Here is a 13,037-nt window from a genome sequence, read left to right on the forward strand (position 1 = left end):
GGTGCTGATGCTGGCAACGTGGCGCAGCGGGCCGCAGGACGTCAGTCGATCGCCGTTGCACACCAACGGGTCGCCGCGTTCCATCCAGGAACGATCCCGCCCGCTTCGCCAGTGGCAAAAGATATGCCGCTACCGCGACGCGCGCCGGAGTCGTTCCGGGAACCTCAAAAAGTTACGTAACAAAAACTTACTACTGGGATGCTGCTGACTTCTTTGATTTATTCGATTTGATTCAACCAGCGTGATGCTTGTGTGACTGCCCGGCAAGTTCCGGCGCGTTGATGCCCCTGAAGGGGATGGCGCCAATTATCTAACAAAACACATCCTCACAGGACGGGAAAGATATCGGCTATTCATCCACCGGATGATCGGTGCCCCTTTCGATGTACCGCTATTCTAGCGCGCTTCGGGCCAGAAATACCGCGCTGCGTCACTGCCGGAAGTGCCGGCCGCATTGTCTCGCTGCGGACACAAGCCTTAAATAATTGCCCGGCACCATCGCACACGGAAGGCATCTGGACCGACAATGCAGGCATCACAAATCGACATCGCCTGGTTCGCTGCGCACACGCAATGTCAGGGCCCATCGCAGTCACACCGGATGACGTACTTGAACTGGCCTGATGACCTGATGTCTGCGTACGCCAACCTGCAAAATGCGGCAGCGCCATGGACCAGGGAGCAGGTTGGAGACTTGTGCATGAACACTTTCCCACAGGCCGGAAATGCTTGCCGGCATTGCCTCAACGGACTGGTACACAGGCTGTTGCTGCACCGATGGCGAGCCATTTCCGACCTGTGAGTATAAATCACGCTTGCTGCGTAACTCACCTCAAAGGCAAACGTACCCCGGAAAGTGCTACGTCAAAGTACCTTCGAAATCATGGAAACCGCCAATCAAAAATTCGCCAAGCGCCTGCGCGCAGCGATGGAAAAAGCTGGATACGAACCCAAGCCCGCCGTTCTGGAACGGGAATTCAATCTGCGTTACTGGGGCAAGCCGATGACCTTGCATGGCGTGCGTCGCTGGCTGCTGGGCGAGTCCATGCCCAAGCAGGACAAGCTGGAAACGCTGGCCGAATGGTTGATCGTCACGCCCCAGCATCTGCGCTTCGGCGAAGAGATCGGCAAGCGCATCGACAAGCGCCGCGCGCGCTGGGAAGAAGCTATCGGCTACCGCGAACGCGAAGCCTTCGAAGCCTTCATCAACCTGCCCGCACCGCAGCGCAAGGTCGTCAAGGAAGTCATCTTCGCCTTCGCCCAGGTCGCCGCCCTGGCCGTCGAAAAAACCAGTACGCCGCCCAAGACCACCAGCACCACCCGCCGCCGTCCGCGCACCTGAAGACGCTCTTGCCCCTGTCGTTTCCCCGCGTTCTGCGCCTCTGACGAATCACGATCCCGCTGCCCCTGGGATCTTGCTTCCATCATCTTTTTTTCTCGCTTGCTACGGCCCCGCACTGCGCGTGCCAAGGCCGCAAGCCGCACCACGATCCAGCGCTGCAGCCTGTCAGTTTGTCAGCTTCTCGCCGTACAGGAGAGCGTGTAGCAAAACCCCGCACTCACCGACCTATGCGCGCGGCCACGTCCACGCAGTGCTCCACCTGCTCGGCGATGGCTTCGGGTACCGGACGGCGGCCATCCAGCACTTCGCTGATCCAGGCGGCCGTGGTGGCGGCATCGCGTCCCTCGGGCAGATCCGGCACGTCTTCGGCCACGCTCTGCTTCTCCACCAGCACGGTGCGCGTGCCATGGCTGAACCAGTCGATGCGCTGGGCGCGCCTGGCATTGGCGACGGTCTCGCCTTCGGTGCCGCGCATCAGGAAGGCATCGCCGCGATCATGCGGGGCGGCATGGCTGAAGTAGTCGCTCAGCATCTCCAGGTATTCGGGATGGGTGTATGAGGTCAGACGCAGCGCCGGCTGCGCGAACGGCTGCATGATCTTGACCAGGGTATGGGTCGAGTTGCGCACGCCCAATATCGCGCGCATGCCCAGCAGGCGGGCGATGGCCGGTGCCAGGGCGGTGATGGGAATGAAGGCCGGTTGGCCGGCAGCCATCAGCGCTTCGGCCTGGGCGGCCGATTGCGCATGGGCTACGCCCAGTGCACTGAATATCTCGGCGCTGGTCACGCGCTGCGGGTCGTGCGTCACGCCATGCATCAGTACCGGCACGCCCCGGCGCACCAGCAGCATGCACAACAGCGGGGTCAGGTTGGCCATCTTGCGCGAGCCGTTGTAGCTGGGCAGCACCACCGGGGCATAGCTGCCCGCCGGTGCGCGCAGCGGCGTGAAGGATGCCTCGGCGGCGGCGAGGAAGCCGGCGATCTCCTCGACCGACTCGCCCTTGATGCGCATGGCCAGGAGGATGGCACCCAGTTCAAGATCACTCACGCGGCCATCGAGCATGGCCGCGTACATCAATTGCGCATCCTCGCGCGAGAGGCTGCGTGCGCCATCCTTGCCGCGTCCGATTTCCTTGATGAAACGGGCGGCAGCGAAGGGGGCGGGCTCGACGGCCGCAGCCGGAGCGGAAACAGGAGTGGGGGCATCGTTTTGCATGGCCGAAGGGTACACCAAAACCGCCGCCTGCCGCAGCCGGGGCGCTTGCGCGGCGGCTTTCCATTACAATAGCGCCTTTGCCGCGCGGCCCATACGGGCGCGGGTGCGGCGGCTTCATTGAGTCCATCCCCATGTTAGTTCTCGGCGTCGAATCTTCCTGTGACGAAACCGGTCTCGCTCTGTACGACACCGAGCGCGGCCTCCTGGCCCATGCCCTGCATTCGCAGATTGCCATGCATCAGGAATACGGCGGCGTGGTCCCCGAACTGGCCTCGCGCGACCACATCCGCCGCGCCATTCCCCTGCTCACGCAAACCCTGGCCGATGCCCGGGTGCAAGCCGGCGACATCGATGCCATCGCCTATACGCAGGGACCGGGCCTGGCCGGCGCACTGCTGGTGGGCGCCTCGGTGGCCTGCGGCCTGGGCCTGGCGCTGGACAAGCCGGTGCTGGGCATCCATCACCTGGAGGGGCACCTGCTCTCGCCCCTGCTGGCGAGCAAGCCACCGCGCTTTCCCTTCATCGCCCTGCTGGTCTCGGGCGGGCATACGCAGTTGATGCGCGTGGATGGTGTAGGCCGTTACGAACTGCTGGGCGAAACCCTGGATGACGCGGCCGGCGAAGCCTTTGACAAGTCGGCCAAGCTGCTGGGTCTGGGCTACCCTGGCGGCCCGGCGATCTCGCGCCTGGCCGAGTTCGGCGATCCGAATGCTTATCAATTGCCGCGCCCGATGCTGCATTCCAAGAATCTCGATTTCAGTTTCTCGGGATTGAAGACGGCGGTGCTCACCGTGGTCAGGCAGCACAGCGCCAACCTCTGCGAACAGGACAAGGCCAACATCGCACGCGGTTTCGTCGATGCCATCGTGGAAGTGCTGGTGGCCAAGTGCATGACGGCCCTGAAACAGACCAACCTGAAGCGTCTGGTCATCGCCGGCGGCGTGGGTGCCAATGCACAGCTGCGTGCGGCCCTGAACGCGGCGGCGGCCAAGCGGCGTTATGAAGTGTTCTATCCGGAATTGCAATTCTGCACCGACAATGGTGCCATGATCGCCTTCGCCGGTGCCATGCGCCTGCGCGAAGAGCCGGGTGCGGCGCGCAAGGAATACGGCTTCGGTGTGCGTCCGCGCTGGCCGCTGGATGAGTTGCGGCCGCCGCAGCGACAGGCTGAAGCCTCAATCGCGTAAATCATTTAGACGACACTAACAAAAAGGGCCGCAATGCAGATTGCGGCCCTTCTTTTTGGCTCAAAACACCAAGTTTATTTGGCCGCCTTCTTCTTGTCACCGATCCGGCTTTCCTTGCCCGCCAGCAGGTTCCCAATGTTCTTGCGGTGACGATAGATCAGCAGGGCCGCCATGGCCACCACGGCCAGCAGGATACCGTCGGTGGTGCCGAACAGCAGGGCATAGTAGAACGGCGCAAAGAGCGCTGCCACCAGCGCGGCCAGCGAGGAATAGCGGAAGGCGAAGGCCACCACCAGCCAGGTGGCCAGCGTGGCCAGGCCCAGCCAGGGGTCCAGTGCCAGCAGGATACCCAGCGCGGTGGCCACGCCCTTGCCGCCGACGAAGCGGAAGAACACCGGCCACAGGTGGCCCAGGAAAACGGCCAGCGTCACCAGCGCGATACCGGTATCGTCCACGCCAAACTGCGGGCCGAACTTCTGCGCCAGCCACACCGCCAGCCAGCCCTTGAAGCCATCGCCCAGCAGGGTCAGCGCAGCGGCCTTCTTGTTGCCGCTGCGCAGAACATTGGTGGCGCCAGGATTCTTCGAACCATAGGTGCGCGGATCGGACAGGCCAAAGAGCTTGGAAACCAGCACCGCGAAGGAGAGCGAACCGATCAGGTAGGCCGCGATGGCAAAGAGGAGGTTGTACATGAAGAGGGGCTTTCTGTTGTCTCTGTTATCTGAAGGAGCTCAGGTGCGATCAGGTTTGGTCAGGTTTGGTCAGCCCGGATCCGGCCGGCTCAAGCGGCATCGGCCAGCGCGCACTGCACCGCCTTGGCCGGCAAGACCTTCAGGATCACGGCCGGATCGACGCCGACCAGGAAGCCGCGCCGTCCGCCATTGATGTAGATCTTGTCCAGTTCGAGGATGCTGGATTCGACATAGACCGGCATGGCCTTGCGCGTACCGAAGGGCGAGGTGCCGCCGATCAGGAAACCCGAGTGGCGGTTGGCCACCTCCGGCTTGCACGGCTCGACCGACTTGCAGCCGATCTGGCGCGCCAGGTTCTTGGTGGAGACCTTGCAGTCGCCATGCATGAGCACCAAAAGCGGCTTGGCGGCTTCGTCCTGCATCACCAGGGTCTTGATGACCACATGCTCATCCACGCCCAGCTCGCGCGAGGACACCGAGGTGCCGCCGTGCTCCTCGTAGTCGTAGGGATGCTCGGTGAAGCTCACGCCCTGCTTGCGCAGGAATTGCGTGGCGGGGGTTTCGGAGATGTGTTCTTTCTTGGCGCTCATCGATGATCTTCCTGACTGCAGGCTGACCGGCCATGCAGGTCGGCCGGGCCGTCATGGGCGCACATTATGCCGCAAGATCAGCCACGGGGGTGATGTACGGCGTGCAGTTGCTTCAGGCGTTCGCGTGCCACGTGGGTATAGATCTGGGTGGTGGAGATGTCGGCATGGCCCAGCAGCAGCTGCACCACGCGCAGGTCGGCGCCATGGTTGAGCAGGTGCGTGGCGAAGGCATGACGCAGCGTATGCGGCGACAGGCGCACGGTGATCCCGGCCTGCAGGGCGTATTTCTTGATGAGGGTCCAGAACATCTGGCGCGTCATCGGCCCGCCGCGCGCGGTCACGAACAGGGCATCATCGACCTGCCCCTGCAGGATCTGGCCGCGCGCCTCGGCCAGGTAGCGCGCCATCCAGTGCCCGGCTTGCTCGCCAAACGGCACCAGCCGCGTCTTGCTGCCCTTGCCGGTCACGCGCAGCACGCCCTCGTTCATGCCGACCTCGATGCTCTTCAACAACACCAGTTCGGACACCCGCAAGCCGCTGGCATACATCAGCTCGATCATGGCGCGGTCACGCAACCCCAGCGGGGTGGACACGTCGGGCGCGGCCAGCAAGGCCTCGACCTGCCCCTCCGACATGGTTTTGGGCAAGCGCTGCGGCTGGCGCGCCGAGCGCATCTTCAGGCAGGGGTCGGCCGCCACGCGGTTCTGGCGCAGCGCCAGCTGGAAGAAGCGCTTCAAGACGGCCAGGCGGCGATTGGAGGAGCTGGGCTTGGTCTCATCATGGCGCGCGGCGAAGTAGGCATTCAGGTCTTCCGCCTGCGTCTCGTAGAGCGCCTTGGCGCGCTCCTGATGCAGCCAGTGGGCGTACAGGGTCATGTCGCGGCGGTAGGCGTCCAGCGTATTCTTCGACAGGCCATCTTCCAGCCACAGGCTGTCGCAGAATTCATCGATGGCCTCGCGGCTGATGGCCGGGGCTTCGATTTTTGGCGTGGTGCGTCCCATGGGCAGGCGTCAGTATCCGGCTACGCCTTCGTGGCGCAGCAACCAGCGCTTGACCTCCAGGTGGAAGCCATCCTCGTCGTCGTGATGCGAGAAGCCACCCAGCCCGCCCGCCGCCGTCACGCGATGGCAGGGGATCACCAGCGGATACCAGTTGGCGCCGCAAGCCTGCCCCACCGCACGCGGCGCGGACTGGATGCGTTTGGCGACCTGGCCATAAGTCTGCACCTGGCCGCAGGGAATGCTGGCAATGGCTTGCCAGACGCGCTGCTGGAAAGCACTGCCGACAGCCACGAGCGGCAGTTCGAAGCGATAAGCGGGATCGGCCAGATAGTGGATGATCTGCTGCGCCGCCTTGGCAGCTACCGCATCGGTAGCGTCCTTCTCGGCATAATGCGGCGGCAGATAGACCATCTCCACCAGCGCCCCCGCCTGGGTGCGGATGCCCATGGCACCGAAGGGCGCAGGCACCACGGCGGAGAACAAGGCGGTCAACGGAGAGTCAGCTGGGGTCATGGGGAGCCGGGGAAAATCGCGGCATGGGCCTGGGGCGCCTATTGTAAGCAATTCATGGCGCGGCTTGATACCATCAGGCAAAACTTCCTGGAGACCGCATGACCACCATTCCCCTGCACACCGCGCCCGACCACCTGGTCGTCACCGCCGCCACGCTGGAGGCCGGCATGGCCTGGGTGGAACAAGCCCTTGGGGTCCCGATGGCGCCGCGCATCGGTGGTCAGCATGCGCGCCTGGGCACGCACAATGCGTTGCTGTCGCTGGGCGAAGGCTTTTATCTGGAAGTGATCGCCATCGATCCCGAGGCCGCCATTCCGGCTCGCCCGCGCTGGTTCGGCATGGACCAGCTGGCCGCCGGTGCCGTGCCGCGTCTGGCCCATTGGGTCGCGCGCACCAGCGATATCGAAGCCGCCGTGGCGGCCAGCCCCATCGCGCCAGGGCGGATCGAGCCCATGAGCCGGGGTGCGCTGGACTGGCTCATCACCATCGCAGCCGATGGCGCCCTGGCCTGCGATGGTGTCATGCCTTCGCTGATCCAGTGGCTCAGCCAGCCGCATCCGGCCAGTGCCTTGCCCGAGCGTGGCTGCCGGCTGCAGCAACTGATCCTGACGCATCCTGACACGCGGGCACTGCAGGCGGCATGGCAAGCCATCGGACTGGCCGATGCACGCATCGTCTTGCTGGAAGGAAAGGAAGCGGGTCTGCGCGCTGTGGTATCCACGCCACAGGGAGAACGTGTGCTGGGATGATGCACGTCCGCATGCCGTAAAAAAATATAAACCGTATAAACGATTTACACGGTTCGCAGCCACGGCGTGATCCAAAGAAAAAAGGCGCATCCGCAGATGCGCCTTCAAAATACTCCTGATGCATTCCCGACCGCTTCAGCGGTTTCAATCGAATGCACGTCTCCTCAGTTTCCCGGTATGGATACCGTTTGTTATGCACCACCCGCTTCGTATTCGGTGCTGCCTCGCCACGCCTGTCCGATGTGTCGGAGGGGTCGCCGATGAGGCAAGTACATCAACAACTCACTTAGAAAAACTTCAAGCAAAACTCGATTGCCAGGGCGGCAAATGCACGGTGCCGATTCAGCAAAGCCCGCACTTTAGCAGCACTCGGCGCGGTTTCAAAGCACTTTTTCAGGGCAAAACCAACATACTTTTTAGCAACTTGACAGACATCTGACAAAATCGGCACCGGCCTGGTGCAAACCTCCCTTCCGGTACCGATTTTGTCATCCCATCGCCTGATCCCTGATCAGTTGTAAATCAGGTTGGGCAGCCACAGCGACAGCGCAGGCCAGTAGGTCACCAGCGCCAGGAAACCGAGCATGGTCAGCAGCCACGGCATGACCGCGATGGTCAGCTCGGTGATGCCCATCTTGGTAATGCCCGAGGCCACGTACAGGTTCAGGCCCACCGGCGGATGGCACATGCCTACCTCCATGTTGACCACGATGAGAATGCCGAAGTGCACCGGATCGATGCCCAGCTTCATCGCCACCGGGAACAGGATAGGCGCCAGGATCAGCACGATGGACGACGGCTCCATGACGTTGCCGGCCAACAGCAGCAGGATGTTGACCACCAGCAGGAAGGTGATCGGACCCAGGCCGGAATCGGTGATCCAGGCCGCCATCGTCTGCGGGATGTTTTCGCTGGTCACCAGGAAGGAGAACAGCACCGCATTGGTGATGATGTAGAGCAGCATGGCCGACATCGAGGCCGAGTCCAGCAGCACCTTGGGCACTTGCTTCAGGCTCAGGTCCTTGTAGACGAAGACGGCGATGAAGAAGGCATACACCGCCGCCATGGCTGCCGCTTCGGTGGGCGTGAACACGCCGCTGTAGATGCCGCCCATGACGATGACGATCAGGAACAGGCCCCAGCCACTCTTGCGGAAAGCGGCAACGCGCTCGGCCCAGGTGGCCTTCTTCAGGCGCGGATAGTTGTTCTTGCGCGCCAGGAACCAGGTCGTCAGCCCCAGCAGGAAAGCCAGCAGCAGGCCCGGTACCACCCCCGCCATGAAGAGTTTGCCCACCGAGGTATTGGTGGAGACCGAATACATCACCATCACGATGGAAGGCGGGATCAGGATGCCCAGTGCACCGGAGGTGGTGATCACACCCGCGCCGAAGCGATTGGGGAAGCCCTGCCTGACCATCGCCGGCAGGATGATGGAACCGATTGCCACCACGGTAGCCGGCGAGGAGCCCGACACCGCCGCAAACAGCGCACAGGCCAGCACGCCCGCCAGGGCGAGGCCGCCATGCCAGTGACCGACCATGGAGGTGGCGAAGTTGATCATGCGCCGCGCCACGCCGCCGTGGGTCAGGAAATTGCCGGCCAGGATGAAGAAGGGGATCGCCATGATCTCGAACTTCTCGATGCCCGTGAAGAGCTTCAGGGCCACCGACTGGATCGGCACCTCGGTCATGGTGAAGAGGAAGGTCAGCACCGTGAGACCGAGCGAAATCGAGATCGGCATCCCGGTCAGCATCAGCCCGAACAGCAGTACGAAAATGATCAGTGCATTCATGCTTTGCCTCCGCTGGTTTCTTCGTCCAGACCTTCCACGTGGGCATGGTCATGCTTGGGCAACTCGCCGGTGCGGTGGAAATTCCACGCCACCTGGAGGAAGCGGAAACACATCAGGTACGAGCCCAGCGGCACGGCCAGGTAGACGATCCACATCGGCAGTTCCAGCACTTCGGAAGTGCTGTCATGCTGGGCGATGTCGTAGACGAACTCGGCACCGAAGGTCCCGACGATGCCGGTAAAGAGCGCGCCGGCAAAAAGGCCGAAGAGCACGAACTTGTTGCGCCACGGGGTGTTCATGCGGTTGATGAGCACGTCGACGCCCACGTGGATGCCGGTGCGCACGCCATAGGCGGCACCGAACTTGGCCATCCACACGAACATGAAGATGCACAGCTCCTGGGCCCAGCTCATGTTGATCTGGATGAGCCGGTCCTGTAACCAGGGGATGTCCAGGCCCGAGGCGTAGCGGTGTACCACCGCCACGAAAATGATGAAGGTGGCCGCGGCCATGAGGAACGCGATCAGCCACTCTTCCAGATGGTCGAGTAACTTCATGATGTCTCCTTGCGCCGGCAGGCCGATACCGTAGCGGTATCAGCCCAAGGCACTTTTTGTCAGGATGATTGTTGGGGTGAATCGATGCCCGCGGCGTCATGCAGCGGGTCAGCGGCAACGCCGGCCGGGATTACTTCTGGCCCAGCGCCGCCGCTTCCTTGTTGACGGCATCGATCAGGTCCTTGCCGATGCGGCTGGCCATCTGCTGCTGCACCGGCAACAGCGCCTTGCGCCATTCGGCCTTCTCGGCGTCGGTCAGGCGATAGACAGTGGTCTTGCCGGTCTTCTCGACGGCGGCCAGGGCGGCGTCATTTTCTTGCTGGGCAATGGCGTTGGCGTACTTGGTGGCGTCCTTCATGGCGCCTTCAAGCTCGGTACGGATATCCGACGGCAGGCCATCCCAGAATTTCTTGTTGACGATCACCGCATAGCCCAGATAACCGTGGTTGGAGACGGTGACGTGCTTCTGCACTTCATGCATCTTCTGGGTATAAAGGTTCGACGGCGGGTTCTCGGTGCCATCGACCACGCCGGTCTGCAGGGCCTGGTAGACCTCGGAGAAGGCCAGCACCTGCGGGTTGGCGCCCAGCGCGCGCATCTGGGCATCGAGCACCTTGGAGGACTGGATGCGCATCTTCAGGCCACGGAAATCAGCCGGGTGATGCAGCGGCTTGTTGGCCGACATCACCTTGAAACCGTTATCCCAGTACGCCAGGCCGGTGATGCCCTTGGGCTCCAGCTTCTTGAACAGATCCTTGCCAATCGGGCCCTCGGTCACGCGGTACAGCACCTCCTTGCTGGGGAAGATGTAGGGCAGGTCGAAGACCTCGAACTCCTTCACGCCCAGCGGACCGAACTTGGCCAGCGAAGGGGCCAGCATCTGCACCGCGCCCAGTTGCAGGGCTTCCAGTTCTTCCTTGTCCTTGTACAGCGTGCTGTTGGGATAGACCTCGACCTTGACGCGGCCCTTGGTCGCCTTCTCGGCCAGTTCCTTGAAGCGTTCGGCGGCCTTGCCCTTGGGCGTGTCGTTGGCCACCACGTGGCTGAACTTGATGATGATGGGTTGCTGCGCGAAGGTGCTGGCAACCAGGCCGGCATTGACGACGGTAGCCGCGGCCAGCGCAAAGACGATGGACTTCAGTTTCATGCTTGTCTCCCCAGTGAGGTGTAAATCGTTTGGATTTTTTTATTGGTCTTGGATATGGCTGGTCTTGGCGTGGACCAGTTTGTGCCCGCGAATTTTGCTCGGCCTCACCAAAGCGGGGCAAGTGTGGAAAACCACAATGTCCCGGCAGCCCGCCTACCAGCCCGGCGCAAGGCTGGCGCGAGGGCGGGGGCGCGGCTACACTGGCGGCGTCATGAAAACCGTCCCGCCGCCTCCGATCGCTCCCCAGCCCGATGCCGCCTCGCAGCTGCAGGCTTCGGGCCGCAAGACCACCATGCGCTGGCTGATCCCCTTCCTGCTGGTGTGCCTGTTCCTGGCCACGCTGATCTGGCTGCCGCGCCAGGCCCAGCAGATGGAAGCCAGCGAGCGGCTGGAACAGTTGATCGCCGATTCGCTCTGGGTGGAACAGGCGATCCGCTTCCAGTTGAGCCGCGACGATGAAAGCATGCGCATCATCGGGCGCGAGATCATCAATGGCCGCCTGCACCAGGAGCATTTCCGCAGCCGCCTCAATGCCCTGCTGCGCAACAACCGCGAGTTCTATCGCGTCACCTGGTTCAATGCCGAGGGCCACGCGGTGGCCTCCACCGATGATTTTCCGATCAGCCGCAAGGACCTCTCGCAGACCTCGCTGATGACGGCCGAGCGTGCACGCCAGATGCGCCGGCCGCTCTACAGCCCGCCAGCCATTCCGCCCGGCATCGCCGAGCCGATGCTGATGGACTACCACGTGCCGCTGTTCCACGACAATCACTACATCGGCAGCCTGGTGGCCAGCTATGCCGTGGCGCGCATTCTCAACGAAATGGTGCCGTGGTGGTTCGCCCAGGACAATGAAATCTCCCTGACCGATACCGACGACAACGTGGTCGCGCGCCGCACCTCGGGCGGACCGGGCCTGAACGTCTATACGCACCGACGGGAACTGGAGCTGCCGGGGCTGATCCTGGTGCTGCACACCAACAGTACCAAGAGCGCGCCCAAGCTGCTGCCCAACCTGCTGGTGGGCTCGGTGATCGTGCTCTCGCTGGGCCTGCTGTGGAGCCTGTGGGCGCTGTGGCGCGACATCAACCGCCGCACCAAGGCTGAAAAAGCCCTGCTCAACGAAGCCGTGTTTCGCGCGGCGATGGAAAATTCCCTGGTCACCGGCATGCGCGCACGCGACCTGGAGGGGCGCATCACCTACGTCAATCCGGCCTTCTGCAAGATGGTCGGCTTTGCCGCCGAAGAGCTGGTGGGCAAGATTCCGCCCATGCCCTATTGGGCGCCGGAAGCCATGGACGAATACCAGGAGCGCTTTTCCAACGTGCTGGCCGGGCGTGTCACGCCGCAGTTCGAAACCATCTTCCAGCGTCGCGATGGCGAACGCTTCCCGGTGCTGATCTTCGAATCGCCGCTGGTGGACCAGGATGGCAGGCAGAGTGGCTGGATGGGATCCATCCTCGACATCTCCGAGCGCAAGCGGGCCGAAGACCTCAACCGGACCCAGGAAGAAAAGCTGCAGGCCAGCGCCCGCCTGGCCAGCATGGGCGAGATCGCCTCGACCCTGGCACACGAGCTGAACCAGCCGCTGGCGGCCATCTCCAGCTATACCACCGGCGCGCTGAACATGATGCAGCAGGGCCAGGCCGAGCCCAAGGCGCTGCAGCCCGCGTTGGAAAAGATTCACGCCCAGGCCCAGCGCGCCGGCCACGTCATCCGCAGCGTGCACCAGTTCGTCAAGAAGCGCGAACCGGCACGCCAGCGGCTACAGATACGGCAACTGGTGGACAACGTGGCGCCGCTCATCGAATTGCAGGCCCAGCAGTTCTTCGTGGTGCTGCAATGGCAGGTGCCCAGATCACTGCCGCCGGTGCTGGGTGACCAGGTGCTGCTGGAACAGGTGATCCTGAACCTGACCCGCAACGGTATCCAGGCCATGGCCGCCGTGCCGTCGGAGCGGCGCATCCTGCGCGTGACTGCCGAGCTGACCCGCAACGACGATGGTGCAGAATCGGTCACGGTCTCGGTGATCGACCAGGGCCACGGGATTGCCGAAGAAGTCGCCGCGCGCCTGTTTTCGCCGTTCTTCTCGACCAAGGCCGAGGGCATGGGCATGGGTCTGAACATCTGCCGCACCACCATCGAATTCCACGGCGGCACGCTCACTTACACCGATAACCCGGCAGGCGGTACAATCTTCCGGTTTTCGCTGCCCGCCCAACCCGGGCAGCCACAATAACGAGACGCCCCT

12 protein-coding genes are annotated in these 13,037 nt (G+C 63.0%); 4 read left to right on the forward strand and 8 right to left on the reverse strand.

The annotated features are described in order from the left end of the window. Positions 1-883 precede the first annotated feature (883 nt). The gene (locus ACVC5H_RS21770; RefSeq protein ID WP_489619809.1) at positions 884-1,342 is read left to right on the forward strand and encodes an XRE family transcriptional regulator; all 459 of its coding nucleotides are present in this window, start codon (positions 884-886) and stop codon (positions 1,340-1,342) included. 217 nt (positions 1,343-1,559) lie between these two features. Here ACVC5H_RS21770 and ybiB read toward each other — a convergent pair whose 3' ends face one another. Next, positions 1,560-2,558: a DNA-binding protein YbiB gene (gene ybiB, locus ACVC5H_RS21775; RefSeq protein WP_489619810.1), complete on the reverse strand. Its 999-nt coding sequence runs from the start codon at positions 2,556-2,558 to the stop codon at positions 1,560-1,562. Between the two features lie 131 nt (positions 2,559-2,689). Here ybiB and tsaD point away from each other — a divergent pair, with 131 nt between their 5' ends. Beyond that, positions 2,690-3,745, forward strand: a complete 1,056-nt coding sequence (tsaD, locus tag ACVC5H_RS21780; protein WP_489619811.1) for a tRNA (adenosine(37)-N6)-threonylcarbamoyltransferase complex transferase subunit TsaD — start codon at positions 2,690-2,692, stop codon at positions 3,743-3,745. Between the two features lie 74 nt (positions 3,746-3,819). Here tsaD and plsY read toward each other — a convergent pair whose 3' ends face one another. The 4 genes from plsY to ACVC5H_RS21800 all read right to left on the reverse strand — a co-directional run bounded on the left by plsY (position 3,820) and on the right by ACVC5H_RS21800 (position 6,541). Continuing rightward, positions 3,820-4,437 carry a glycerol-3-phosphate 1-O-acyltransferase PlsY gene (gene plsY, locus ACVC5H_RS21785; RefSeq protein ID WP_489619812.1) on the reverse strand — a complete coding sequence of 206 codons (618 nt, stop codon included), beginning with the start codon at positions 4,435-4,437 and terminating at the stop codon, positions 3,820-3,822. 89 nt (positions 4,438-4,526) lie between these two features. Continuing rightward, entirely contained in the window at positions 4,527-5,027 is a 501-nt protein-coding gene (locus ACVC5H_RS21790; protein ID WP_489619813.1) for an aminoacyl-tRNA deacylase, read from the reverse strand. Between the two features lie 77 nt (positions 5,028-5,104). Beyond that, complete coding sequence (gene xerD, locus ACVC5H_RS21795; protein ID WP_489619814.1) at positions 5,105-6,028, reverse strand: site-specific tyrosine recombinase XerD; 924 nt, start codon at positions 6,026-6,028, stop codon at positions 5,105-5,107. A gap of 9 nt (positions 6,029-6,037) precedes the next feature. Continuing rightward, positions 6,038-6,541, reverse strand: a complete 504-nt coding sequence (locus tag ACVC5H_RS21800) for a methylated-DNA--[protein]-cysteine S-methyltransferase (RefSeq protein ID WP_489619815.1) — start codon at positions 6,539-6,541, stop codon at positions 6,038-6,040. Between the two features lie 98 nt (positions 6,542-6,639). Between ACVC5H_RS21800 and ACVC5H_RS21805 the strand changes: the two genes are divergently transcribed. Then, a complete protein-coding gene (locus tag ACVC5H_RS21805) occupies positions 6,640-7,290 on the forward strand; it encodes a VOC family protein (RefSeq protein ID WP_489619816.1) in 651 nt (216 codons plus the stop codon). Positions 7,291-7,801: 511 nt separating this feature from the next. On the opposite strand, the gene ACVC5H_RS21810 is transcribed toward ACVC5H_RS21805, so the two are convergent. The 3 genes from ACVC5H_RS21810 to ACVC5H_RS21820 form a co-directional block, all read right to left on the reverse strand. Continuing rightward, on the reverse strand, positions 7,802-9,082 hold the full coding sequence (locus ACVC5H_RS21810) for a TRAP transporter large permease (RefSeq protein ID WP_489619817.1): 1,281 nt from the start codon (positions 9,080-9,082) through the stop codon (positions 7,802-7,804). Further along, entirely contained in the window at positions 9,079-9,639 is a 561-nt protein-coding gene (locus ACVC5H_RS21815) for a TRAP transporter small permease (RefSeq protein ID WP_489619818.1), read from the reverse strand. The genes ACVC5H_RS21810 and ACVC5H_RS21815 overlap by 4 nt, the downstream gene beginning before the upstream one ends. Positions 9,640-9,769: 130 nt before the next feature. Beyond that, complete coding sequence (locus tag ACVC5H_RS21820) at positions 9,770-10,786, reverse strand: TRAP transporter substrate-binding protein (protein WP_489619819.1); 1,017 nt, start codon at positions 10,784-10,786, stop codon at positions 9,770-9,772. 211 nt (positions 10,787-10,997) lie between these two features. Between ACVC5H_RS21820 and ACVC5H_RS21825 the strand changes: the two genes are divergently transcribed. After that, positions 10,998-13,025 (forward strand): PAS domain S-box protein, encoded by a 2,028-nt coding sequence (locus ACVC5H_RS21825; protein ID WP_489619820.1) that lies wholly within the window; start codon positions 10,998-11,000, stop codon positions 13,023-13,025. The last annotated feature ends 12 nt before the right edge of the window (positions 13,026-13,037 follow it).

The organism is Herbaspirillum sp. Her3, from assembly GCF_057961275.1.

Bases quoted from the DNA above. Each gene is read 5' to 3' on its own strand.
- ACVC5H_RS21770 (WP_489619809.1), top strand. From the start codon at position 884: ATGGAAACCGCCAATCAAAAATTCGCCAAGCGCCTGCGCGCAGCGATG.
- ybiB (WP_489619810.1), bottom strand. From the start codon at position 2,558: ATGCAAAACGATGCCCCCACTCCTGTTTCCGCTCCGGCTGCGGCCGTC.
- tsaD (WP_489619811.1), top strand. From the start codon at position 2,690: ATGTTAGTTCTCGGCGTCGAATCTTCCTGTGACGAAACCGGTCTCGCT.
- plsY (WP_489619812.1), bottom strand. From the start codon at position 4,437: ATGTACAACCTCCTCTTTGCCATCGCGGCCTACCTGATCGGTTCGCTC.
- ACVC5H_RS21790 (WP_489619813.1), bottom strand. From the start codon at position 5,027: ATGAGCGCCAAGAAAGAACACATCTCCGAAACCCCCGCCACGCAATTC.
- xerD (WP_489619814.1), bottom strand. From the start codon at position 6,028: ATGGGACGCACCACGCCAAAAATCGAAGCCCCGGCCATCAGCCGCGAG.
- ACVC5H_RS21800 (WP_489619815.1), bottom strand. From the start codon at position 6,541: ATGACCCCAGCTGACTCTCCGTTGACCGCCTTGTTCTCCGCCGTGGTG.
- ACVC5H_RS21805 (WP_489619816.1), top strand. From the start codon at position 6,640: ATGACCACCATTCCCCTGCACACCGCGCCCGACCACCTGGTCGTCACC.
- ACVC5H_RS21810 (WP_489619817.1), bottom strand. From the start codon at position 9,082: ATGAATGCACTGATCATTTTCGTACTGCTGTTCGGGCTGATGCTGACC.
- ACVC5H_RS21815 (WP_489619818.1), bottom strand. From the start codon at position 9,639: ATGAAGTTACTCGACCATCTGGAAGAGTGGCTGATCGCGTTCCTCATG.
- ACVC5H_RS21820 (WP_489619819.1), bottom strand. From the start codon at position 10,786: ATGAAACTGAAGTCCATCGTCTTTGCGCTGGCCGCGGCTACCGTCGTC.
- ACVC5H_RS21825 (WP_489619820.1), top strand. From the start codon at position 10,998: ATGAAAACCGTCCCGCCGCCTCCGATCGCTCCCCAGCCCGATGCCGCC.